Below are 24,175 nucleotides of genomic sequence, written 5' to 3'. Positions count from 1 at the left end.
TATTACCTACTTAACGAATATTAATATGATGTATTCTGAGTCCAGTCTGCACAGTTCCTCGTTAGCGAAGCGATAGCACTATTAAACAGGTAATTAAGGAAGGATAGTACAATTTTACATAATCGTTTAAATCGTTGAAAAAAGGGGAGCGTGTAAAATAAAAAGTATCACCCCACCCCGGTATTACCAACGATTGTATGTAGATATTTTTTTGGGGGGGAGGTAACTGCTCGCTTTATATCCGGCAAGGCCAGATGTGCTTGTAGGCTTAATTGTTTATCAACTCGAGTACGCGCGTTGTTATCGTAAGTTACCCGCGTTGATTCGGAGGATATGACGGTATGGTCTTTAATGTGTAAAGCACCCTCTCTGACGTTATAGCTGTTCCGGCAGTGAATGTTTCACTAAATGCCCCGAAGGAGGGCGGTGTTTATTATGAGCCCCACTGTCTTACTCTGCCTACATCCAGATGCACAAAATCACTGCGTGTGTAGAGGCCAACTCCGCCGCCTTGTAATGCTAATGCGGCGCGCTGGAGATGTTTTATGTCAATTCCTGGCAAGCGAATATCAATCGCTTTACCCTGCATGTGCAGGCTTTTTTTAGCGACTTTATTACTGCGTTGGCTTAGCATTGCGTTGGTTTCCGGTGAGCGGTAACCGGAAATAACATGGAATGGGTTGGTTGTGCGTAGTGCTTTTTTTAGATTATACAGCAGCGTCAGAAGGTCTGGGTCTATAGCACTGACCTGATTATTGCGGTGGTCACGTAACAGATAATTAATATTATCCAGGCTTTCTGTTATGTAATCACCAGCGGCATAGAATGTGGTACTGAGCGCTTCGCCTGTATGTAGGTTTTTGAACATTAATGTTTTGTCAAATGCGGCGGGTTTGATGTTGCCTAGAGCCGTTGAAGAAACGGCTAAGCCGGCGGTAAGGCTGCCCATGTGACGTAAAAAAGATCGGCGAGATTGTTGATGTTTATTTGGCATTTTACTTTTCATCAGACCTTTAATAAATGATAAAGTCTGCAATTATGCCTAATATTAGTGCTTCTGTATATTATTCGACCAGTTGTTTTTGCTCATAGAGTGCTTGAGCGGCCGTATTTATTTGATTTTCTGAGCTTTTTAATTCTGCAAAATCACTCTTGTCACGCTTATACAGATCGTCCCGAAAGTTCAGCGTTCCTTTTTCATCCAGCCATGCAGTCCAGTAGGTGACATACAGCGGTACTGGTTCCGGAAACTGGATGTTGCGTGTTTCATCTGTCTCTATCATCTTGTCTAGTTGTTGATATTCTGGGCGGTTAGTCAACACCAATAAGGCATGAGCAAGATCCTGCGCTTTTTCTAAACGAACACAGCCTGAGCTGAAGGCGCGTTGTGTTCGATTGAACAGATTTTTAGCGGGCGTGTCATGCAGGTAGATTGAGTCGCGATTTTTCGAAATGAATTTGATCTGTCCCAGCGTGTTCTTTTGACTAGGTGGCTCAAATAAGCGCAGGTATTCAGCGCCTTGATACATGCTGGATGGATCCACGAGTTCGGCCGGAATAATGTCGCTGTTGGGTCCCCAGCCAGAACGGATCTGCAGGTTGTGTTTGCTAAGGTAGTTATTGTCCTTTTTCCATTTGGGTAAAATATCTTTAAACGCAATGCTTCTGGGTACGTTCCATGAGGGATTCACGACGAGGGTATTGATGTCGGTATCAAATACGGGCGTTTGGCGACTTGTTCGTCCGATAATGGTTTTCATGTCCAGAATAACCTGGCCCTGTTCATACAAGCGGAGTTTGAATTCTGGAATGTTTACCTGAATATAATGTTGCACGGCCGGTGTGCCAAATGCCTGTTGGCGTGCGGTGTTTATGGCCAGCTGCTGAATTCTATCGCGGGGTGTTATGTTGAGTAAGCGTCGGGTTTGGGGTCCAAGTACACCGTCCATTTCGATGCCATTGCGTTGTTGGAACTTTAAGAGCGCCTGATGAAGGGCTGAGTCAAATTGCTCGGGGTTTTCCAGAGCCGTTGGTTGCAGTTCTGGTTGCAGGTCGCCCAGTAGCAGGAGCTGTTTGCGTAGCAGCGGAACGTGCGGGTGGGTATCAGTGATGCGCAATGATGGCCCTGCGGGAATCGTCGTCCATTGGCCAGAGTCTTCGATGGATTCATAAAAGTGTATCGCATCGGATAGACCGATAAAGGAGGAGGCGTGTGCAGCACCGGGCAAAATTGTAAACCAGAGTGACAGCATGAGTGATAAGAATGCTCTTTGTAACATAGCTATTTCCCTCTGCCCGGATCCGTGGGTATCTATTTTAATCTTACGCGTGTTCCGTCGTTAATAACATCACTAGGATGATTGATGATGTTTTCGCCTGCTTCAATACCTTCGAGTACCTGAGCTATTAATCCGTTCCGTTGGCCGATCGTTATTTTGCGCCGCCTGGCCGTGCCATTTTCTGCTACAAACAGCGCCCAGCCATTCTGATAACGAAACAGGCTGCTGTTTGGAATCTGTAAAACCTCTTCCTGATGCCAGATGATAAAACTGGCTTCCACACGATAACCGTCGCCGAGGCGTTGCCATAGCGCCTTAGGTGAAGTGAAATCTGAAATAATCAGTACACGCTGTTCTTCAACACCCAGTGCTGAGATTTTAGTTGAACCGATTGGTTCAATGATACGGACAATGCCAGTGAGAGGCTGTTCGCCTCCCCAGCGATCAAATGTAACTTTCATTCCTGGCGCAATGCGAACGGCGTCGGCTGACAGTACATCGACTTCAATTTCTAAGGCGCTTGGATCACCTATTTCCAATAAAGGCTCGCCTGTTGCAACGGGCCCTTCACACTGGCGAGCAATCTTAAGAATTTTGCCGTTGATAGGGGAGCGCACCAGAACTCTTTCTTCGTTTGTATCCCCTGCGGTGTTGAGCGATTCATTTTGGTTTGATGCCGAGTATTGCAATGTTGTGCGGGCGGCTTCGCGATCATATTTTGCTACTTCTACTGTGAAATCAGCCGAGCGTTTTGCCGCCGCCGTGGTTTGGACTGCCGTGCTGGCTTTGTCCATTATTTCGCGGGAAATAAGATTTTTATCGGCCAGTGGTCGCAAGCGGTTGCGTTCAGTAATGGCGAGTTGTGCGGTGGCTGCAGCAGCCCGGGCCTGTTCCTGAGCGGCGTGTAAGGCCGATTCCGCAGAGGCTAAGCGTGCTTCTGCCTCTGCGCGGCTACGCGGATCCAGAACCTGAGATTCGAGAGGCGTAATGCCTAAGAGGACTTGTCCCTGTGTAACGCTATCGCCGACTTTAAGCTGCTGCCGGCAGGTTACGCCATTAACCGGTGCTGCGATAACATAGCGGTCAACAACCCGGGTACGCCCTTCCTCTTCAATGGTGATGGTCAGGGGAGCGTAGCTCGCCGGGACCACTTCCACCCGTACCGATTGTGGCCAGAAGCCCCATATGATCAAGCCGCTTAGCAGAATAGCGATCAGTACTATTAAAGGGTGCTCTCGTAACAGAGGACGCATCAACTTACTCCTTACTCTTCAATACAGCGACCATATCCAGATGCGCCAAATTACGCCATATCATGACGGCAGAAATTAACGCGGACACAATCACCACCAATGCGGCGAAGGCAAATACATCTCGATCAAGTACCAATGGAATGCGGTACAGATCGCTGTCGAACTGAAAGGCCAGATAAGCACATAACCCATAACCGATGAGTAATCCGAGTGGGATGGCGAGCAGGGTTAATAGTCCCAGTTCACCGAGAAGAATATAGGCAACTTCACTGCGCCGAAAACCTAATACTCGTAAGCTGGCGAGCTCACGGTTACGTTCAGATAAGGCAATACGCATGCTGTTGTAGATTACGCCAAAGGCAATGCTTGAACCGAGTAATGTCGATATAAAAGTAAAAAATAAGATGGTCTCGGCCATGGTGTCATAGAAAGATTTAATGGCTGATCGTTGTTCGATAACGCCGGCGATACGGGGCATGTTCTTGAGTGCGACATACACGTCTTTTTGATAATAGGGATCGACCTTCAACCATGCGCCCGAGACCGCATTTCCCTCTTTCAAAAGGCGGTTCAGGGCTTCCCGTTGCATATAAACATTCACCCCCATATATTCTTTGGCGGTGCCGGCCACGAGTACTTGTACGGTTGGGCGGTTACCTTCGAGCACCTGAATGCTGAGCATGTCGCCAGGTTTGATATGCAGTAGTTCGGCCAGATAATCGGTAATAATAACCCCTTGTTCAGGCAGGTCTATTGGCGCTAAACGGGTATCTAAGAGGCGTAAGAGATCACCGTTTGGCTGAATCCCCTGTACGCTGGTGCGATAAAATCGGTGTTCAAACATGAGCTTGGCGGGTACGGCTCTAAAGCCTTCTACCTGTTCTACGCCTTGTAAGTTGCGTAACGAATAGAGTGATCTCTGTGAGGTCGGCTCCGTATAAATAGCCGTTAGGTCGCTGCGCTGGCTCATGCCAAATTGCACCTCCACCATGTGATTGATAGCGCCTTCCTGAAAGCCGCCAACCATCATGGTGCCACAGGCCATGCTGATGCCTAATGTGGTTAAAAATGACTTAAGCGGGCGGCGTTCAATATGGCGGATAATCATGCGGGTTGGCTGTGAAAACCAATCTTGCAGTCCTAAACGTTCGATCAAAATAGGGCGATAGATAGCGGGTGGCTCAGGTCGCATCCCTTGAGCGGGTGGTAATACAGCCGCAGTGCGCAGCGCATATAATGTACCCAGAATGGCAACGGTGATGCTGATAAGTGCGGCGGCAATAACCACCTGTGGTTTGAGCACATAAATCATAAAGGGCAGGCTGTAGAACTCCATATAGATGTTGCTCATTCCTTTACCCATCCAGGTACCAATGCCGATGCCTGCGATAACGCCGATGCTGACGATCATCAACACTAGCTTGCCATAATGCCAGCCTACGGCAAAATTACTGTAGCCAAAAGCCTTGAGAACGGCGATTTGTTCGCGTTCAAGGCTGATTAAACGACTGGTGACTACATTCAAAATAAAAGCGGCAACACCAAAAAAGATGATAGGAAATACGGTGGCGATAGTTTTTTGTTGTTTGAGCTCTTCGGACAAAAATCGATGCGATAGCTGATCTTTGCGCCCAAATGCACCAGTCCCACCGTAAGGCTTTAGCAGCTCATCAAGCTGGTCGATAACATCCTGTTGGTTACTGCCTTTGCTCAAGGTAAGTGTGACGTTATTAAAAGCGCCTTCCATATCATATGCGCTGGCGAGCGGTTTACGTGCCATCCATACAATACCGTAGCGCATAAAATCAGGAAACATGGCGCCGGGAGCAATCTGATAAATATACTCCGGTGACAGTGCATGCCCTACAACAGTCAGTGATTTGCGCCGGCCATTAATAGTGGCGCTTAACTTTGAACCAGAGTGAAGTTTATGAGCACGGGCAAACTCTTCACTGAGCAGTATTTCGTTGTCGCTATCATGCTCAAGCAAGCGACCCGAGCGCAAATAGATCTGATTTAATAGCCCCGAGCTACTATCGGGCAAAGATATCAGGTGAGCACTGACCGGATCATCAAAACCGGCAACATCAATATTGACGTAAGCAATCACACGGTGATCAACTCTTTCAACGCCGGGTATTTCCTCGATCCGCTTTGTCAGTGAGAGCGGGGCCCGTTTTAGTGATGCAAACAGGTTGGCAAAGTGGTTGTTACGATAATAGGCTTCACGGGTTTCAAATAAAGAGTCCACTGTACTTAATGACATGATGAAGATGCTCACGCCGCCGACAATCACCATGGCAATAGCGAGTGCTTGCATACGCATGCCCCACAGTTCGCGCCATAGTTTTTTGTCGAGTGCTTTCATCTTTGCGTCACCATGTCAGTTCATGCGGCGCTAAGCGGTGTTTATTAACCTGTATCTGGCTGATAAGTCCGTCGGTTAAGTGGATGACACGGTTGGCCATCTGAGCAATACCGGCATTATGTGTAATTACAGCGGTGGTGGTTCCCAGTTCCTGATTGACGCGTTGCAGCGCTTCCAGAACAACAATGCCCGTTTGGGAGTCGAGTGCGCCGGTAGGTTCATCACATAGCAATACATCGGGCTGTTTTGCGATGGCGCGGGCAATGGCAACGCGTTGTTGTTCTCCTCCGGAAAGCTGCGCAGGGAAGTGGTCTAGCCGGTCACCCAGCCCCACCAGCTGCAATGCCTCTTCCGGCTTTATCGGTGCGCGTGAAATTTCGGTCACAACCGCGACATTTTCGCGTGCTGTCAGGCTGGGTATTAAATTATAAAATTGGAAAACAAAACCAACATGGTAGCGTCGGTAATCGGTTAGCTCGCTTTCAGTGGCGCGGGTTAAATTACGTTGTCCATAAAAAACATCTCCTGTGGTGGGAGCGTCCAGCCCGCCGAGGATGTTTAAAAGCGTCGACTTTCCGCTGCCGGATGCCCCCAGCAATACTGCAAATTCACCTTGGTAAAGATCCAGATCGATCCCGCGTAGTGCATGGACCTGAACTTCCCCCATTTGATATACCTTAGTGACCCCCTTCACATGAAACACACTGATATGGTCTTTGGCTTGGAGTGGCGCATCAAGGTTTGAAACGTTCTGATGTAGAGGGTGATGCATACTGTCGCTCCCTTAAATACTGCGTCCAGTCAGTATAAGCATGGCGGCAGAAAGAGGCTTTTGATACGCATCATCAATAGTCCTTAAAGTTGCTTAAATCTTAATCAAAAAATGCTAAGGCCTGATAGATCGGGGAGGTTAGTAGAGTATGCCTGCTGATAGAAAGCGGCTGGTAAGAAGTCATAATCAGTAAATAAGAGGAGGTCACCCAATAAAGGTACAGATATTTACCCATACTCAGTTTTGCTGAGCATGGGCCAAACAATTACAGTTCTACATTGTGATAGATGTTCTGCACATCATCCAATTCATTCAGCATATGTAAGAATTTCTCAAACATGGGCATATCTTCTTCGCTAATCGGTGCCGTGTTTTGTGGTACGAACTGAATCTCAGCTACGTCAAAATCAATCTCACCAAAGACATCTGTTAATGCATTTTTGGCTTTGAAGTAGTCGGTATGTGGTGCAAATACGCTGATAGTACCGTCTTCGTTTTCGATATCAGAAACATCAACATCGGCCGTCATCAATGCTTCAAGTGCCGCTTCTTCATCATCGCCTTTAAAGACTAAAATCGTACAGTGGTCAAACATATGGCTAACGCTGCCAGATGTGCCAATTTTAGTTTTAGTCTTGGTGAAGCAGTTGCGCACATCACCAAAAGTACGATTAGGATTGTCGGTCAGGCAATCAATAATCACCATACAGTTACCTGGCCCATAACCTTCATAGCGAGCAGACGCAAAATCTTCACCGCCACCACCTTTTGCTTTTTCGATCGCCTTTTCAATTACATGGCTGGGTACCTGGTCTTTTTTGGCGCGTTCAATAATGCCACGTAAGGTCAGATTGCTGTCAGGGTCAAGACCGCTGGCTTTGGCGCATACATAAATTTCGCGGGCGTATTTACTGTAGACCTTGGCTTTGTTATCCGACGTTTTGGCCATGGATTCTTTGCGGTTTTGGTAGGCTCTGCCCATAACGCTATCTCATTCGAAGTGTTAAAGACGCAAATATTACAGATAAGTAATTGCATAGGGAACTGTGAATGATGCGAAAGATGGGATCGTGTGATGGTTGGGCGACCTGGAAAAATCTCAATTGGAAGTTTTGACTAGCTTTTGAGTAGGTTGCAGGGGGAGTAGAGGGTGATATGTTTTCAGTAAAAGATATAGATATATGATTGGTTTTCTGGATTGAGTATGTCAGTCAGAATAAGGATTATTGGTATGCCGCTCCCTCATGAATCTAAGCCTCTTTTGTCGCCTCATGCATTCTCCGGCGATGTCGTACTTAATGCGCTTGACAGCTCACGTTCAGGGCTGGCCCGGGACGAAGTTTGCGCGCGTATTAAGCAATATGGATGCAATGTTTTTCTTCAGGCCAAAATGCCGGGAGTCAGTACGGTTTTTTTACATCAGTTTGGTAGTCCGCTGATTTATGTGTTGTTAGCCGCCGTGCTGTTATCCGTCATGATTCAAGAATGGTCCGATGCGGGCTTTATCTCAGCGGTGCTTATTATTAATGCAGTTATTGGGACGATGCAGGAAAGCTCTGCCCAGCGTGCCGCCGCCGCTTTACAAAGCATGGTGAGTAAGCGCTGTCGCGTATTACGTGATGGAAACAATGAAGAGATAAATGCCGAGACATTAGTGCCTGGCGATATTGTCTTGCTGGAAACGGGAGATAAGATTCCGGCTGATCTGCGTTTGCTGGTTTCTCATGATGCTGAAGTAGATGAATCTCTTCTTACCGGTGAGTCGCTAGCGGTATTGAAAGATCATATGGCTGTCTTAGATGCCAATCCCGCGTTAGGCGACCGCATTAATATGCTGTTTACCGGCACCATCGTCAGCCGTGGACGTGCTCAGGGCGTTGTTGTCAGCACAGGGCTTACTACCGAGCTGGGTAAAATTGCGGCGGATGTTCTGTATAAGCAGCCACCAAAAGCTCCTCTGCAAGTCCGGATGGATCGGTTTACTCTCCATGTGGCGATTTTTGTGGGCCTGGCGGCGGCGCTGCTGATCGTCGTCGCGGTTATTCGAGGCACACCCTTTAGTGATATGTTTTTTATTGGCGGTCGCGCTTGCCGTATCAGTTATCCCTGAAGGATTACCGGTAGCACTCACGGTTGCATTAGCTATTGGCATGAGGCGAATAGCGCAGCGCAACGTGATTGTACGCAGGTTGCTCGCGGTCGAGGCGTTGGGCTCCTGTACCATTATAGCAACGGACAAGACAGGTACCTTAACTGTCAATCAGCTCTCTGTGCGTTGTATTGCTTTTCCTGATGGTGATAGATGGGAGGTGGGCGGTCAGAGTGTTATTCCGCAAGGCAGTATTGTTACGCCTCACGCCTCACGGCGTACCGTCGACAGAAGAGCAGGCGCAGTTGACGAGGTGCTTCCCCACTCGTCAGTAGTGTATTTAGGAGAATCTCTCTCACTATAAATTTTTGAAAAGTAGACAATTTTATAGTTAACACCCCTTGAATTAGTACGAGCAATTTCAATTAATACGCCATGGGTATCCCCGAAGTCATCTCCTAACTTCCTACCGCTCATGAGTTCAAATACACCATAGGTATTATCATTCATTAAAGAAAAGTTAATATCGACTTGACCATCATCTGCTTTTTCAAAAACCTTACCAGCGATAAAGTCGGCCACTTCTTGGGTACACTCTTCACTCATACAACTTGTATCTGAGCCAAAACTTAAAGGTGAGAATATGAGCATGAATACTATAAAAAAAGACTTAAACAAGACTGACTCCAACATATTTATAAGATGAACTGTTATCTCAGAAATACTCACTCAATTGGTTTTTTTAGAAAAGTTTACATGGTTTTTAATAAAGCTAATGGCCAACAATTTAGCGTTTTGGAAGCGCCAGGATCTTTGTTGCATAGGTGTTATATTTTTGTTTTAGGCCCAGGTTTGCGGTCAGGCTGACTGCTGGGGCTCCAATATACTCATAATCATCAAGATTGAGTTTTGCCGTAAACAAAACCTCACACATTGCTGGGATTTTCCACTTAACTACTCCAGGAGGTAGCTGGGCCGGAAGAGGTGGAAGGGTTGCCTTTCTTGGAATATCAATACTTAGCACCATCGGAGAACTATTAGCTGGGTAAGCATATGAATAAATTAATTTATCAGAAGTACTTGTATTCTTAGTCTTAGCTTTGACGGTAATAATGTTTTTATCAATATGAACTTCGGTGAGCTCAAAAGAAAACCCATAAGATTCAATATTAGGGATTTTCTTGTAATCAATCACCATATCAACTTTAATCTCTTTATCAAAATCGATAAGCTTAATCCCCACAGAGGGTTCTCCATTACTATTCATAATAGAAACTCCAAAAATAAAAAAAACACATACAATATACCTAACTACTTTCATATAATTCCTTGTAAAAAAAGTTTTTCTAAAATTTACTCTATTTTTTTTTGAGAATCAATCTTTGAATGATTATCCATGACATGGGCTTTTAAATGATAAAAAAACAGAGTGTGTATTTTATTTAGGTTAATAACAAACTCTTTTGTGTTTTGGTTTGCGCATTACTCTCGTCTTAACAAAAATCGACCTAAGGGCCAATAATTGTACTAAAAAGGTCTACAACAATTTTACTACCTACCCCTTCATGACAAATTAAAAAATCTTCAATTTTAGAAATTTTGAACTTTGGATCAAAATATAAACTGTTCCCATCCACTATACCATTACCTATAACTAGATCCTCTCCGTTTCCTACTAGGTAATCGATCCTTCCAGACGCTAACATTTTAATACCTTGGTCTTCCCTATTATAAAAATATATACTTGAAGCGGTATTTAATTTAGTTTGAACAAATGAAAACTGATTAAGTAGTCCGATATTTTGACCTTTTAAATCTTCCATACTTCTAGCAATTGGAATCGGTTTTCTTGAGATAATATTTAAATCGACAGAAACAACTGACCTAGAAACAAATAATACTTTTCTTTTTTTCTCGTATATTAAAAGCATTTTTTGAGACACTGGAAAAATGCAGACATTGATGCCTGAGGAAATAAAAATCCGAATGGCCCTCTTTGTCGGATAGAATATCTTTGTAACTTCTATATCTTGCTGCTTGGCCGTACTAATCAACTTTTGAACCAAACCATTGTATATAAATTCATCATTCTCAGAGCTTAATACATTATTAATATTGTATGTTATAATAAGTACTTTTGTTTTTGAATTAAAACCAATATTTTGTGCTACGTCCCCATTTGCAACCTCAACATTAATAATGGCCAACAAAAAAATAGAAAATTTATATAACATTACAATTCCTCCACATTAATTATCGGAATGGCCCCCTCCATCATAAAGAAAAGAAAACTAAAGTATTAAAATGTGTTAGGTATTCACCCCGTTTCGCTTCCGCATTGGCTGGAGTTGTTAGCGGTTGCGCTGACGGTATTATGGGTGATGGAAATTCATAAGATTGTGCGCCGCTGATTACTAGAAAATAACAGATCGTGTATGGTGCAAGGGTAACCTTTTGTTGGCATAAGCCCGCAGTTCTGGAGATAAATAATGAAATTGCTACATAAGCCTAACCTGTATTGCTGGAGTGTTTTTGATGAAGACCGCAATATTGATTTTCATAGCTATGTTTGGGTGCGGGAGCAGGGCGCTATCGTTTTCGATCCTCTGCCTCTCACGGAACATGACAAAAAGCATCTGCTTTCATTAGGTCAGGTGAGCCATATTCTGATTTCTAATTCCGACCATGTCCGGAATGCAGTGGCGTTGGCGGCTGAGACGGGTGCAAGAATTTGGGGGCCCGCAGAGGAAAAAGACAGCTTTCCTATTGAGTGTTCGCAGTGGTTAGGCGCGTCTGAAAATATCTTAGAAGGTTTGGATGTGTACCCGCTTGACGGCTCTAAAACAGCAGGGGAATTAGCCTTTGTTGTAGAAGGCGATACGCTGATAACCGGCGATCTTATTCGGGCGCATGCGGGTGGAAAGCTGTGTATTCTTCCAGACGGAAAATTAAAGGATAAGAGCAAAGCGATTGCATCGGTTAGGCAATTAGCGGCGATTAAGGGGATAAATGCCGTGTTAACCGGTGATGGTTGGCCCGTTTTCAGAGAGGGGTCAGTTGTGCTGGCTGAGCTGGTAGATGCGTTACCTTGAGATAACGCAGTCAGAACAACCCCTATTATTCGGCCTTATTATTTGAGGTGACGTCCGCCATCTACATGCAGTGTTCTGCCGGTGACATAACGGCTTTTTAATAGGTAGTTGACCGTCTCAATAATCTCCAGCGTACCCGGTTCGCTTTGCATGAGTGATTTTTTTAGTGCTTTTGAACGATAATCCTCATCATCGTCCGGGTTAAACATAATCATGGCGGGTGCAATCGCGTTTACTTTCACTTTAGGTGCGAGCAAAGCAGAAAATGACAGTGTCATATTAGTGAGCGCTGCTTTGCTAGCCGCATAAGCGATATGCTTTTTACTGCCTTTCTCTGCCACGTAATCGGTAAAATGGATGATGTCGCTGAACTCGGTCTCATTGGCTTCGAGTAAGTCCGCCAGCGCCAGGTTGATCTGGTATGGGGTATTCACATGGACCTGCATCATGCGCGCAAGAGTTGTGGCGGGCGCAAGTGCGTTGTTGTCGGGTAGCCAATCGGATGCATTATGAATAATAGCGCGAAGGCTTGAGTGGTTGTCGTTAATGGTGCTGATAAGCGTGGCTATCTGGTCATCATCGTAGAAGTCGCAATAATGTAATTCTGCACCCAGTAGACGTAGTTCAGTTATCGAATCATGCTCAGTCCGGTAGGTGCCAATCACCGGTTGACCAGCGTTTAACAGGTGTTTTGCTAATGCATAACCAATGCGTTTTCCAACACCGGTAATAAGAATAGGCGCGCTCATATAAATCCCTTAATCGCAGTATTTTTCCAGCGTCAGTGAAACGGAGTCAGCAAAGCGCAAAGCGTGTGGCTTATCGACGGTCACAGAAGCGTAAGTCACCCATTTATGCTGGGTGCAAATATCGAGTACATCCGCCACTAGTTTTTCCAGTAGCAGGAAACGGCCCTCTTCCACGTGTTGGATAACCTGCTTGGTGATTACTTTATAGTTGAGAGCATCTTCTACGTTATCTGTTTGATATGCTTTTTCTGCGGGATAATGAATCTTTATATTGATGATAACATCCTGCTGTTTTTCCATTTCTTCCTGATTGAATCCAATATAAGTGCGAAGTCTTAAATTGGTAATTCGAATGATCGCATCACTGATATTCATGACGTAGTCCTATGCTCTCTTTGCACTGTTGCTGTGATTTTTATGGCGCTGCTGAAAATATTAATCACACGGCGTCTCATTATTTATTCGCTTTTTATTGATTTCAGGGCGTCTAGCGCACGGGTGCGTGATGCTTTTAAGTCGACCATCGGTGCTGGATAGTCTGTACCAAGAGTGACGCCTGCCATGTCTAATGTCATTTGCGGGGCTTCCCAGGGACAATGGATGTATTTATTGGGTAGCTCTGCGAGTTCAGGTATATAACGACGAATATAGGCCCCTTTGGAATCAAATTTTTGTCCTTGTAATACCGGATTGAAAATTCTGAAGTAGGGTGATGCATCCGCTCCGCAGCCCGCGACCCATTGCCAGCCAGCGCTGTTACTGGCGGGGTCGGCATCCACCAGGCAATCGAGAAACCACTCTGCGCCTAAGCGCCAGTCAATCAGTAAGTTTTTTACTAAAAAAGAACCGACAACCATACGGACACGGTTGTGCATGTAGCCTGTTTGCCATAATTCACGCATACCTGCATCAACAATAGGGAAGCCCGTCATCCCTTGTTGCCATTGTTTAAGCTGCGTATCCGCCATTGTTTTCCAGGGAAATCGATCGAATTTAGCTTTGCTGTTTTTCCATGGAAGTTCCGGCGAATGATACAGTTGGTAGTAGGAAAATTCTCGCCACCCCAATTCGCTCATAAAGCAATCCAGATCTTCTTCGCAACCCTGCGCAGAACCGGCGGCGGCGCTGCTGTACCAGACGGTATTCGGAGATATTTCTCCAAAATGCAGGTGAGGAGACAAGCGTGACACATTGGCGTTGTCAGGGTCATTGCCGGGATAGTTTCTTCCCTCTTTATAATCGACGAGTCCATGGGATAAAAATTCTCCCAGTCGCTGTTTTGCAGCGGCTTCACCTATTATCCAGCACGTCTGCATCTCTTTATCCCAGGGAATAGTGGGTAATAAATTAAGATCAGTAAGATTGGCTGATGACGTGAGTTTTTCAACAATATTCATTGTCTCAGGTAGCGGTAACGGTTCTCGTGGGGGCGTACGCTGCAGGCAGCCTTTTCGGTAATACGGCGTAAATACTTTATAAGGGGTTTCGTCTTTTTTAAGGACGCTCCACGGCTCCCACAATAAAGAAGCATTAAAACTGGATACGCTAATGCCTGAAGATTTAAGTGCCTGTTTTATCTCTGAATCTCGGGAAGTAGTCCAAGGCTCATAGCAGCGATTCCAGTAAACGCTACTGGCTGACGTTTCTTTGATGAGCTGGTTTAATATCGTTAAGGGGTCGCCGCGATAGAAGTTTAACCGGCCGTCTAGTGACTGTTGAAGCGATACCAAAGAGTGGTGCAACCACCACTGGCTGGCTTCACCTCTTGTCCGTGCGTTTGTATTTACATCATCCAGAATGTAAACAGGTAGTACATGACCCGCCTTACATGCTGCCAAGAGTGCAGGGTTGTCTGATAACCTAAGATCCTGACGAAACCAAACAATAGCTGTACTCATACCTGATTTCTCAATCCTAAGGCCGCTGGATAGGGTTCAAAGTAGCGTTGCGCGCGAATGTAATCGCTGCCGGTCCGTTGTATATAATGATTTAACAATGCCATTGGTGTCGCCAGATTAACCTCTTCCCGATGATATTGAGAAATAACATTTTGCACCCCACGTCGCTCGTCATTGGAAACCGTTTTTTTCAGGTAGCCCAGAATGTGCTGCATGGTGTTGCAATGATTTCCTCTTTTCGCGGGTTCGCTGATAGCCTGCATAAAACATGCTTTATAACGGGGGATTAATTCATCCAGTGGTAATTTGTTTGAAACCGCTAATAGCTGGCCGAGTTCACGGTAATCACGTTGGCTGTGCGCCATCAGCATGTATTTATAGCTGCTGTGGAACTGGAGCAAGTTGTGGTAGCTGGGCTGTTCCATCACTTCATGTCGAAAGTTGGCGTGCGCATACACTCGCATCACAAAATTCTCGCGTAACGGCGCATCGTTAAGGCGACCGTCTTCCTCTACCGGTAGTAGCGGATATTTCGACATTAATGCCTGTGCAAAAAGCCCACGGCCTCTTTGCATATGCGGGTGACCATTTTCCTGATAAATTTTAATTCGCTCCATGCCACAGCTTGGCGAATTTTTCATCAGTATATAACCGTCGAGGTCATCACAATTTTCCAGTTGGTGCTCGAAGCCAGAGATTAATTGATCAGTTAAATCCTCATCCGGGTTGTTAGAAAAGCGTAACTGAGGTTTATTCGGGTCGCCAATTAAGCGCATGGTTGGTCTGGGTATACTAAATCCTGCGGCGACTTCCGGGCAAAAGCGCCGGTATTCAAAATACTGACTAAACTCATTCGAGCAGAGTTTTGAGTTACTATGTCCACCGTTATAACGAACCTCTTCACCCAGCAGGCAGGCGCTGATGCCAATGTGAATAGTCAATGCAGTAGGTTTGCTGGGATGATGTGACATGTGGGTATACCTGCTATTTAGCTTTTATAAATATTATACGGGTAAATAATGGTCTTGGATCATAAGATCAGACGTGCTTTACCGGTATTCTAATGATGATTACTGTTCATGTTTACCTCTTAAGTATAGATGGATATTTGGAGGTATAGCTTTTACAGCGTTCATTTTGTTAAGTTTACATACATTTTTTTTATTCAAATGAAATACAATCACAGCATGTGTAACGCATATTTCCATACTATTAGAACTTAACAGGTTGAATTTATTATCAAGGTAGTTGTTTCATGAAAAATCTTAGCTTTACCTATAAGTTGCTGCTGTTGATAGCACTGCCCGTGTTTATCAGTACGGTTATGTTGGTTGCACAAGTGGTGAATAGTTATTCGGTCAGCGGAGAAAGCCGTGAATTAGCCATTTATACTGAATTAGTTACGGTGAATAGTGCATTGGTTCATGAGCTTCAGAAGGAGCGGGGAGCAACGGCAGGTTTTCTTGGGTCTAAAGGACAGCAGTTTTCTGATGTGCTGAATCAGCAGAGACGCTCGACTCAGAAGGTTCAACAGCAATGGGAAAATTTTGTTAATCAGAATGTGCTTGAAAATAAAATACTTAATGCATTAGCTCGTGATGTGAAGCAGCAATTAGGTAGCGTGAACTCAGTAAGAGCGCGTGTTGATGCTTTACAGATTCCGCTTAGCGAAGCATTAGGCTATTACACCGGCCTGAATACAAGATTGCTGTCCGCGGGTGCTACGACGGCTAATTTGAGCCAGAATGTAAATCTGACGCGAGCCTCTTTAGCTTATTACACTTTTTTACAAGCCAAAGAGCGGGCTGGTATTGAGCGTGCCGTGCTCAGTAACACCTTTGCTGGCGATAAATTTGCCCCAGGGTTATATGAAAAATTTATTACCTTAGTCACGGAACAAAATACCTACAGTCGTATTTTTAAGACGCTGGCTTCTGATAAACACTTAGCTTTATTTAATGAATTGTCCGGATCTGCTGTTGTTGAGGAAGTTGAGCGCTTTAGATCGATTGCGTCTGATAAAGCGTCAAGCGGTGGGTTTAATGTCGAATCCAAACAGTGGTTTGGTGAAGCAACTAAGCGTATTAATCTACTCAAAAAACTTGAAGACACACTGGCCGCAGATGTTATTGCCGAGGCGGAAAGAGAACAAGAAAAATCTCAAATGGCACTGTTAATCTATGTAGCTTTACTGGTTGTCTCTTTTCTTGTGGTGTCGCTGATCGCGCTTAATATTATCAGGGGGTTGAACCGACAGGTTTCGTCATTATCCACGGTAATGAGAAAAGTTCGAAGCGAACACGATTTAACATCACGGGTCGAGGTATATAGCCATGATGAATTGGGTCAGGTTGCTGAAGGCCTGAATGAAACACTCGAAAACTTTTCAGGTGCTATCCGACAGTTAGCAGATAGCTGTAACACGCTGGTTAACATCGCAGATGAGACAACGGATGTCGTGGGCCACAGTGTTCAAAAATTACAAATGCAGCGCGAGCGTACGACACAAGTTGCCGCCGCCGTGGAGGAGTTGTCTGCGGCTGTTCAGGAAGTCGCAGGTAATACCGGGAGGACGGCAGAGCAAGCCAATAATGCAAGCCAGATTGCTAACGAAGGGCATGAGGTAGTTCAGTCGTCAGTAGATTCTGTGAATAAGTTGGCGGACGATGTAAGTCAGTTAAGTCAGTTAATTAACAAACTACATTCCAGCAGTACCAATATTTCTAATGTCGTTGAAGTTATTCACCATGTCTCAGACCAGACTGGTTTGCTGGCGTTGAATGCGGCTATTGAAGCGGCGCGTGCAGGTGAGCAAGGGAGAGGGTTTGCGGTGGTGGCTGATGAGGTTAGGACGTTGGCGCACCGTACTCAAAAATCAACGGCTGAGATTGCCGAGATCATTCAGGATTTACAGAATGAAGTAGAGCTGGCTTTCACTCTGGTGGAAGATAATCATGTGAAAATGCGTGAAACAGTAGATCGCACGCATAATGTAGAGAATTCATTGGAATCGATTGTACAAGCGGTTACCGGTATTATGGATATGTCCAGCCAGATAGCGACTGCATCTGAAGAGCAGGCTGCCGTGATTCAGGATGTGAGCCAGAATCTGGCTGTGATTGATGATCACTCGGATGAAGTTGCAACAGCCGCGGGACAAATAGCCAATTCAGCTCAGGAGTTAGCTGGCATGGCGCATCAACTGAAAGAGTTAGTACATGGGTTTAAAGTCTAGCGTTTGATGTAATAGACGTAGGTAGATAGCATCTAATATAAGAGGCTATCTACCTGAAAACTGACAATGCCTCTTGGTGTATTAAGCAGCTAAGCCTGTACCGGAATGCTGAAGCTTTCTTTTACTTCTTCCATTACGATGTAGCTTTTTGAATTCTTTACACCCGGTAAGGTCAGTAGCATATCGCCCAATAATGCTCGGTATTCCGACATGTCTTTTATGCGGGCTTTTAGCAGGTAATCGGAGTCGCCGGAGACTAAGTGGCACTCCATAATGTAAGATAGTTGATTAACCGCTAAGTTAAATCGTTCAAATGCATCAGGTGACTGGTAAGAGAGAGAGATTTCAACAAAAACCAGCATATTGTAACCTAGCGCTTCCGGGTTCAGTCTGGCGTGATATCCTTGAATAAAACCATCCTTTTCAAGTCGTTTCACTCGTTCGATACAGGGCGTTGTCGATAGTCCGACTTTATCAGCCAGGTCGGTATATGACATACGGCCATCTTTTTGTAATGTTGCTAGAATGTTTCTATCTATCCGATCGAGTTTTTTCATTTTATAAAATTCTGTTTATTTTAAGTTATCTAGTTAAAGTAACTATTATTTACGCATAAAACAACAAAATTTCATTGTTAATTTGAATTATTCTAGGCACATATCTTGTGTCAACTTTAAGGATAATAATGAAAATATTGGTATTGGGTAGTGGTGTTATCGGTGTTACAAATGCTTACTATTTAGCGAAATTGGGCCATGAGGTCACGGTAGTTGATCGTCAGCCTGCGGCGGCTCTTGAAACCAGTTACGCTAATGCGGGTCAGCTTTCTCCTGGTTATTCCTCTCCGTGGTCTGCGCCGGGTGTCCCCCTGAAAGCCGTTAAGTGGATGATGCAAGACCTTGCCCCTTTACGGATTCAGCCAGCGCTTGATCCCGTATTGTTTAAATGGATGGCTAAAATGCTAGGTAACTGCAACGAAGCTGCTTATAGGGTTAATAAGTCGCGCATGTTGCGTATTGCTGAATACAGTCGCGATAGTATGGTTGAGCTGAATAATGACGTAGTGCTCAATTATGATCAGCGTTTCGGAGGCACATTACAGGTATTCCGAACAGATAAGCAGGTCGCGTCCTCAAAAGCAGATGTTGCGATCCTGAAAGAGTGTGGCGTTAATTATGAAGTGCTGGATCGTCAGGGTTGTATCGACAGAGAGCCTGCTTTAGCTCATGTAAAAGAGAAAATTATTGGCGGCTTACGCTTACCTGGCGACGGAACCGGTGATTGTTTTAAATTTACTCAGGGCTTGGCGAAAGAGTGCGAAAAGCTGGGTGTTACGTTCATGTATAACACCACAATTAAAGGATTGATTGAAAATCAGGGCGATATTCAGGGTGTACAGCTAGAGTCGCAGATTATTAAGGCTGATCGTTATGTGGTTGCTTTGGGTAGTTACAGTCCTCTGCTATTAAGTAAAGTCGGTATTAAAATACCGGTTTATCCCGTTAAAGGTTATTCGTTAACGCTGCCTATCATTGATGAAAGTAGGGCACCTGTGTCGACTGTAATGGATGAGACTTATAAGATTGGGGTAACTCGTTTTGATGATCGTATTCGTGTCGGTGGTACTGCTGAGTTGACGGGGTATGATTTAAGCCTGAAAGATAAGCGCCGAAACAATGTGGATTTTGTGGTAAGTGATCTATTCTCAGGCGGCGGAGACTTGTCCAAAGCTGAATTCTGGACCGGCTTACGGCCGATGACGCCGGACGGCACGCCGGTGCTGGGTGCGACTAAGTATCCCAGCCTTTATCTGAATACGGGGCATGGTACGCTTGGCTGGACAATGGCTGTCGGTTCTGCCCGTTTCGTGACGGATATTATTTGTGGGCGACAGCCGGATATTGACCCGTCAGGCCTTAATATAGAAAGATATGCGTAAATAAATCGGCTGATTTATTATGGGTATGCATTGTTGAGTAAATGAAAGTTAAGTAAACGACATCACATTATTTTTAAAGAGAACTTATTATGAATCGCAGCATCATTTCAACGCCTTTGGCGCCTGCCGCTATTGGTCCTTATTCTCAGGCCGTAAAAGTGGGTAATACGGTCTATATGTCAGGACAGATTCCGCTAAACCCTGAAACCATGGAAATGGTGACAGAGTCATTTGAAGCGCAGGCTGTACGTGTATTTGAAAATATGAAAGCAGTGACCGAAGCAGCCGGTGGTTCAATGGCTGATATAGTAAAACTAACCATTCTTCTTTCTGATCTGAAGTACTTTGCTGAGGTTAATGAAATCATGATGCGTTATTTTTCTGAGCCATACCCGGCACGTGCGGCTTATGCTGTTAAAGCCTTGCCTAAAGATGCTGACATTGAAGTTGAAGCTATTATGGTTACGCCTGAGTAAGACTGACTTAACTGATTATATAAAGGGGATATCTATGGGGCGAGCAACGCGGGCAATTATTGATTTATCGGCAATTCGTCAAAACTATCGTTTGGCGAAGTCATTAGCGCCGGGTGCAAATGCGCTGGCAGTGATTAAGGCTGATGCCTATGGCCATGGTGCTGTTCGCGTTGCTCTGGCGTTGGAGGCTGATGCGATTGCCTTCGGTGTTGCCTGTATCGAAGAAGCTATCGAATTGCGAGATGCGGGAGTGAAAAAACCCATTTTACTACTCGAAGGTTTTTTTACGCCGGATGAGCTATCCGTTATTGCAGACAATAATTTCTGGACTGCTATTCATCGTATAGAGCAAATAGCGATGCTGGAGAATGCTCAGCTGTCGGCTCCGGTTAATGTCTGGCTTAAGCTGGACTCAGGTATGCATCGATTAGGCTTTGATAGTTGTGAATATCGACAGGCATTTGAGCGTCTGAATGCCTGTAATCAGGTGTCAGAAATTGTGCTGATGAGTCATCTGTCGTGTGCTGATGAGCTGGATAAGCCCCATACACAACAACAGACTGAGCTATTTGATCAAACTGTTGAAGGGATTCCTGCGTTACATAGCTTCGCAAATTCACCGGCTGTGCTAGCGTGGCCTGCGTTACATCGGGGCTGGATTCGCCCGGGTTTAATGCTTTATGGTGCCTCTCCTTTTGAAATGGATCAGCCCAATGCGGATCAATTAGTGGCCTCTATGACGCTGCAAAGTGAAGTGATCGCTATCCATGACCTGGAAGCAGGCGAGGCTGTTGGTTATGCCGCGTCCTATGTATGTGATAAAAAAACCCGCGTAGGCACGGTAGCCATTGGCTACGGTGATGGTTACACCCGTCATGCAGGCACAGGCACGCCGGTCCTTGTAAACGGACAGCGGGCACAGATTATCGGGCGCGTATCAATGGATATGTGTGCGGTGGATTTGACGGGGCTGTCTGACGTGGCTATCGGTGCAACAGTAGAGCTGTGGGGTAGTCAGCTGAGTATTAACGAGGTAGCGCGGCATTGCGGCACTATTCCTTACTCGCTATTTACCGGTGTCACGAAAAGGGTGCCAAGACAGTATATCTGATGCTGTACAAATTCCCCGTCGCCTGAAAATCGGGTCGGGGAATTTTTGTTCAGGCAATCAAACTATTATGCTTATTTTTCCGGAGCATGATAAAGAAGGAAAAGATCAATCAGAATGTCAGGTATTTCATTCGCCATCTGCTCAGTCACTGTGCGATTATTGCGGATCTCTATAAATTCTTTTTCATCAAACAGATTTGAAATCACCATAATTGGCAGCATTAGTTCCGCCACCACTTCTTCTTTATCCGTGCCTTCTGAGAACCATTCATCTTCATTGATGAATACGCCTTCCATAAAGGCTTGAGCCCAGATCTCCAGCTCGGACTCTTCATTTTTAGTGACCAGCGTCAGGTCGCAAGGCATTTCAAGTTCACGGTCATTATACAGATCACCGCCAATTGAGTTTTTCCAGCGATTCAACAACGTGGTGATTTCAGTTTCTTGCTCTGTTGATTCCCATTTAGGCTTGCCATCGAACAGTACATCCATCCATTCCTCTTCAGCAGCAGGAAGCGGGCTGATATTAAGTGCGCACAGAAAACCGTGAATCCCGATAAGATCGAGAGAATCTTGTGACACAATGTCTGAAAAAATAAAAGTTTCGAGACTATCTAGCTCGGCATCGGATAACGGTGCGCTATTTAATGTACTTTGCATGTTTGGCATTCCTGAAAAAAGGGCATTCTGCGCTATTCTACTCCTAGACGAAAGAGTAGTCAGTGATAATTTGGGATGACAGTGGTGCTGTCTTTCCGGATAATTGGATGATGATAAATAAAACCCTCCATGTATTGAAAGAAGTGTTCGGCTACGATCAGTTTCGTGAGCCACAAGATGAAGTGATTCAGAGTGTATTAGACAACCGTGATGCGCTGGTTATTATGCCTACCGGTGGCGGTAAATCTCTTTGTTATCAACTGCCGGCATTGTTGCGTCCGGGTACTGCCATTGTCGTCTCGCCATTAATTGCCCTGATGTATGATCAGGTGACAGCTTTGTCGCAATTGGGTGTCAGGGTTGCCTGCCTTAACTCCTCACTTGATTATGTTATTCAAACGGAAGTTGAGCAGGCGTTGCTCAATGGCCAGTTAGATCTGCTCTATATAGCGCCTGAGCGCTTGGTTCAGCCCAAAATGCTGTCTCTTTTGCGGCAGAGTCGTCTTGCGCTGTTCGCCATTGATGAAGCGCACTGTGTATCTCAGTGGGGCCATGATTTTCGTCCTGAGTATCTGAAACTGGCCTCCCTTACTGATCATTTTCCCGATGTCCCGCGTATCGCGTTAACTGCAACAGCAGACACGCGAACGCAGCAGGAAATTGTCGATCGTTTGGGTTTACGGGATCCTCGCCGCTTCGTGCAGGGTTTTGATCGCCCCAATATCCGCTACCGCATAGGTCAAAAAAACCGGGCGCGGGAACAGTTATTATTATTTCTTAAACAAGAGCACCCCAGCGATGCCGGTATTGTCTATTGTCTGTCGCGGAAAAGCGTTGAGGAAACCGCTGCCTGGTTGGCCGAGCGCGGTTTTAATGCGTTGCCGTATCATGCCGGGTTATCAACTGATGTCAGGCGGGATAATCAACATCGTTTTTTGACGGAAGAGTCGATTATCGTCGTGGCAACCATTGCTTTCGGAATGGGTATCGATAAGCCGAACGTAAGATTTGTTGCCCATCTTGATCTTCCAAAAAGCATAGAAGCATACTATCAGGAAACGGGGAGGGGCGGGCGTGACGGTTTGCCCGCCGATGCCTGGATGGTCTATGGCTTACAGGATGTTATTTTTTTACGCCAGATGCTTGAAACTTCTCAGGCAGCTGAGCAGTTCAAACAAATCGAGCGTCAAAAGCTTGAGGCAATACTGGGTTTTTGTGAAATAACGACCTGTCGGCGGCAGGTGTTACTGAGCTACTTTGGTGAGCATGATCATCCACCTTGTGGTAACTGTGATACCTGTCTTGAGCCCGTGCCGCAATGGGATGGTACTGAGGCGGCGCGAAAAGCCTTGTCGTCTGTTTATCGAACCGGACAGCGTTTTGGTGTTAATCATATTATTGATGTGCTGCTGGGTAATCTGACCGATAAAGTAAAAGCGGCGAACCATAACGTGGTGTCCACCTGGGGAATCGGGGTGGAGTTGAATCGTAACCAATGGCGCTCGGTTTTCCGCCAGCTGGTGGCGCGAGGGTATCTCAGTGTCGATCCGGAAGGGTATGGGGTTCTCCATCTCAGTGATAGCTGTCGATCTTTGCTGAAGGGTGATGAGAGCATATTGTTGCGACAAGATAAGCGTGAGCGCAGTAGTGGTTACCAGAAAAACAATGCCCCTCAGCATCAATTGGATGTGGTTGATCGTAAACTATGGGAACAGTTAAAGCAGTTACGAAAGCGTCTTGCGGATGAGCAGGATGTTCCTCCCTACGTGATTTTTCACGATGCAACATTGATGGAAATGGTGATGTACCGCCCGATTAATTCCCATCAGTTGCATAAGATCAGCGGTGTGGGTGAGCGTAAGCTGGCGCTATATGGTGATGCGTTTTTGGAAGTTATTGGTCATCAGTCATCGCCAGATCAGGATAAAGGCCATCAGGCTCAGGAGTCGGTTGCGCTGTTTAAGGCGGGTATGACGATTGATCAGGTGGCTAAAATGCAAAAGCTGTCAGCCAAGGTGATTTATATCCACCTGGCCGCAGGGATTAAGAGTCGGGATTTGACAGTGGAAGAAGTCGTTGAGCTGCCAGAAGCTGAATTGCGGCATATTCAGGAAGTGATTCTTGATTGTCAGCAACGTTTCGGGCAAGCGCTTAAGCCCGTTTATGATGCGCTTGCCGGTGTATATGAAATTGGTGTGCTCAGTTGTGTTCGACAAGGGTTAGACAATTAAGGGTTTAGATGATTAAGGGTTTAG

Annotated in this window: 23 protein-coding genes; 8 read left to right on the top strand and 15 right to left on the bottom strand. The window is 45.5% G+C overall.

Annotated elements, in window-relative coordinates; translation table 11 throughout:
- Positions 1–433: 433 nt before the first annotated feature.
- The 6 genes from mepK to Nant_RS14285 form a co-directional block, all read right to left on the bottom strand.
- The gene (mepK, locus tag Nant_RS14310; protein WP_054342436.1) at positions 434–994 is read right to left on the bottom strand and encodes a peptidoglycan L,D-endopeptidase MepK; all 561 of its coding nucleotides are present in this window, start codon (positions 992–994) and stop codon (positions 434–436) included.
- Positions 995–1,064: 70 nt separating this feature from the next.
- Positions 1,065–2,279, bottom strand: coding sequence for a L,D-transpeptidase family protein (locus Nant_RS14305; protein ID WP_054342344.1), 1,215 nt, complete (start codon positions 2,277–2,279; stop codon positions 1,065–1,067).
- A 32-nt stretch (positions 2,280–2,311) separates the two neighbouring features.
- On the bottom strand, positions 2,312–3,532 hold the full coding sequence (locus tag Nant_RS14300; RefSeq protein WP_054342343.1) for an efflux RND transporter periplasmic adaptor subunit: 1,221 nt from the start codon (positions 3,530–3,532) through the stop codon (positions 2,312–2,314).
- 4 nt (positions 3,533–3,536) lie between these two features.
- Positions 3,537–5,900, bottom strand: coding sequence for an ABC transporter permease (locus tag Nant_RS14295; protein WP_054342342.1), 2,364 nt, complete (start codon positions 5,898–5,900; stop codon positions 3,537–3,539).
- Between the two features lie 7 nt (positions 5,901–5,907).
- Positions 5,908–6,672, bottom strand: coding sequence for an ABC transporter ATP-binding protein (locus Nant_RS14290; RefSeq protein WP_082400295.1), 765 nt, complete (start codon positions 6,670–6,672; stop codon positions 5,908–5,910).
- 265 nt (positions 6,673–6,937) lie between these two features.
- Positions 6,938–7,654 (bottom strand): YebC/PmpR family DNA-binding transcriptional regulator, encoded by a 717-nt coding sequence (locus tag Nant_RS14285; protein WP_054342341.1) that lies wholly within the window; start codon positions 7,652–7,654, stop codon positions 6,938–6,940.
- Between the two features lie 222 nt (positions 7,655–7,876).
- Here Nant_RS14285 and Nant_RS14280 point away from each other — a divergent pair, with 222 nt between their 5' ends.
- Positions 7,877–8,782, top strand: a complete 906-nt coding sequence (locus Nant_RS14280) for an HAD-IC family P-type ATPase (RefSeq protein ID WP_082400294.1) — start codon at positions 7,877–7,879, stop codon at positions 8,780–8,782.
- Positions 8,733–9,125, top strand: coding sequence for an HAD-IC family P-type ATPase (locus Nant_RS21940; RefSeq protein WP_076495953.1), 393 nt, complete (start codon positions 8,733–8,735; stop codon positions 9,123–9,125). The genes Nant_RS14280 and Nant_RS21940 overlap by 50 nt, the downstream gene beginning before the upstream one ends.
- Here Nant_RS21940 and Nant_RS21470 read toward each other — a convergent pair.
- The 3 genes from Nant_RS21470 to Nant_RS14265 form a co-directional block, all read right to left on the bottom strand.
- Positions 9,026–9,439, bottom strand: a complete 414-nt coding sequence (locus Nant_RS21470; RefSeq protein WP_162224948.1) for a hypothetical protein — start codon at positions 9,437–9,439, stop codon at positions 9,026–9,028. The genes Nant_RS21940 and Nant_RS21470 overlap by 100 nt on opposite strands.
- Before the next feature lie 109 nt (positions 9,440–9,548).
- A complete protein-coding gene (locus Nant_RS14270) occupies positions 9,549–10,028 on the bottom strand; it encodes a hypothetical protein (protein ID WP_143773504.1) in 480 nt (159 codons plus the stop codon).
- Between the two features lie 241 nt (positions 10,029–10,269).
- On the bottom strand, positions 10,270–10,995 hold the full coding sequence (locus tag Nant_RS14265) for a type 2 periplasmic-binding domain-containing protein (RefSeq protein ID WP_054342337.1): 726 nt from the start codon (positions 10,993–10,995) through the stop codon (positions 10,270–10,272).
- A 255-nt stretch (positions 10,996–11,250) separates the two neighbouring features.
- Between Nant_RS14265 and Nant_RS14260 the strand changes: the two genes are divergently transcribed.
- On the top strand, positions 11,251–11,853 hold the full coding sequence (locus Nant_RS14260) for an MBL fold metallo-hydrolase (protein ID WP_054342336.1): 603 nt from the start codon (positions 11,251–11,253) through the stop codon (positions 11,851–11,853).
- Positions 11,854–11,891: 38 nt separating this feature from the next.
- Here the strand turns inward: Nant_RS14260 and folM are convergent, their stop codons facing one another.
- The 4 genes from folM to Nant_RS14240 all read right to left on the bottom strand — a co-directional run bounded on the left by folM (position 11,892) and on the right by Nant_RS14240 (position 15,471).
- Entirely contained in the window at positions 11,892–12,602 is a 711-nt protein-coding gene (folM, locus tag Nant_RS14255) for a dihydromonapterin reductase (protein WP_054342335.1), read from the bottom strand.
- A 9-nt stretch (positions 12,603–12,611) separates the two neighbouring features.
- The gene (gene folX / locus Nant_RS14250; RefSeq protein ID WP_179078913.1) at positions 12,612–12,977 is read right to left on the bottom strand and encodes a dihydroneopterin triphosphate 2'-epimerase; all 366 of its coding nucleotides are present in this window, start codon (positions 12,975–12,977) and stop codon (positions 12,612–12,614) included.
- A gap of 83 nt (positions 12,978–13,060) precedes the next feature.
- Positions 13,061–14,500 carry a cryptochrome/photolyase family protein gene (locus Nant_RS14245; RefSeq protein WP_054342334.1) on the bottom strand — a complete coding sequence of 480 codons (1,440 nt, stop codon included), beginning with the start codon at positions 14,498–14,500 and terminating at the stop codon, positions 13,061–13,063.
- The gene (locus tag Nant_RS14240; protein WP_054342333.1) at positions 14,497–15,471 is read right to left on the bottom strand and encodes a YbgA family protein; all 975 of its coding nucleotides are present in this window, start codon (positions 15,469–15,471) and stop codon (positions 14,497–14,499) included. Before Nant_RS14240 ends, Nant_RS14245 begins: the two co-directional genes overlap by 4 nt.
- A 284-nt stretch (positions 15,472–15,755) precedes the next feature.
- On the opposite strand from Nant_RS14240, the gene Nant_RS14235 reads away from it, so the two are divergent.
- Positions 15,756–17,735, top strand: a complete 1,980-nt coding sequence (locus Nant_RS14235) for a methyl-accepting chemotaxis protein (RefSeq protein ID WP_054342332.1) — start codon at positions 15,756–15,758, stop codon at positions 17,733–17,735.
- Positions 17,736–17,824: 89 nt separating this feature from the next.
- Here Nant_RS14235 and Nant_RS14230 read toward each other — a convergent pair whose 3' ends face one another.
- Complete coding sequence (locus Nant_RS14230; RefSeq protein WP_054342331.1) at positions 17,825–18,292, bottom strand: winged helix-turn-helix transcriptional regulator; 468 nt, start codon at positions 18,290–18,292, stop codon at positions 17,825–17,827.
- A gap of 128 nt (positions 18,293–18,420) precedes the next feature.
- On the opposite strand from Nant_RS14230, the gene Nant_RS14225 reads away from it, so the two are divergent.
- The 3 genes from Nant_RS14225 (at position 18,421) to alr (ending at position 21,261) form a co-directional block, all read left to right on the top strand.
- On the top strand, positions 18,421–19,674 hold the full coding sequence (locus Nant_RS14225) for a D-amino acid dehydrogenase (protein ID WP_054342330.1): 1,254 nt from the start codon (positions 18,421–18,423) through the stop codon (positions 19,672–19,674).
- 89 nt (positions 19,675–19,763) lie between these two features.
- A complete protein-coding gene (locus Nant_RS14220; protein ID WP_054342329.1) occupies positions 19,764–20,150 on the top strand; it encodes a RidA family protein in 387 nt (128 codons plus the stop codon).
- Between the two features lie 34 nt (positions 20,151–20,184).
- Positions 20,185–21,261: an alanine racemase gene (alr, locus tag Nant_RS14215; RefSeq protein ID WP_054342328.1), complete on the top strand. Its 1,077-nt coding sequence runs from the start codon at positions 20,185–20,187 to the stop codon at positions 21,259–21,261.
- Positions 21,262–21,332: 71 nt separating this feature from the next.
- On the opposite strand, the gene Nant_RS14210 is transcribed toward alr, so the two are convergent.
- Positions 21,333–21,920, bottom strand: a complete 588-nt coding sequence (locus Nant_RS14210; protein WP_054342327.1) for a UPF0149 family protein — start codon at positions 21,918–21,920, stop codon at positions 21,333–21,335.
- Between the two features lie 110 nt (positions 21,921–22,030).
- Between Nant_RS14210 and recQ the strand changes: the two genes are divergently transcribed.
- Positions 22,031–24,151, top strand: coding sequence for a DNA helicase RecQ (gene recQ / locus Nant_RS14205; RefSeq protein ID WP_054342433.1), 2,121 nt, complete (start codon positions 22,031–22,033; stop codon positions 24,149–24,151).
- The last annotated feature ends 24 nt before the right edge of the window (positions 24,152–24,175 follow it).

The organism is Neptunomonas antarctica (genome assembly GCF_001305295.1).
Taxonomy (GTDB): domain Bacteria; phylum Pseudomonadota; class Gammaproteobacteria; order Pseudomonadales; family Balneatricaceae; genus Neptunomonas; species Neptunomonas antarctica.
The sequence above is the reverse complement of the archived record's forward strand: the minus strand, read 5'-3'. Positions and strand labels throughout refer to the sequence as shown.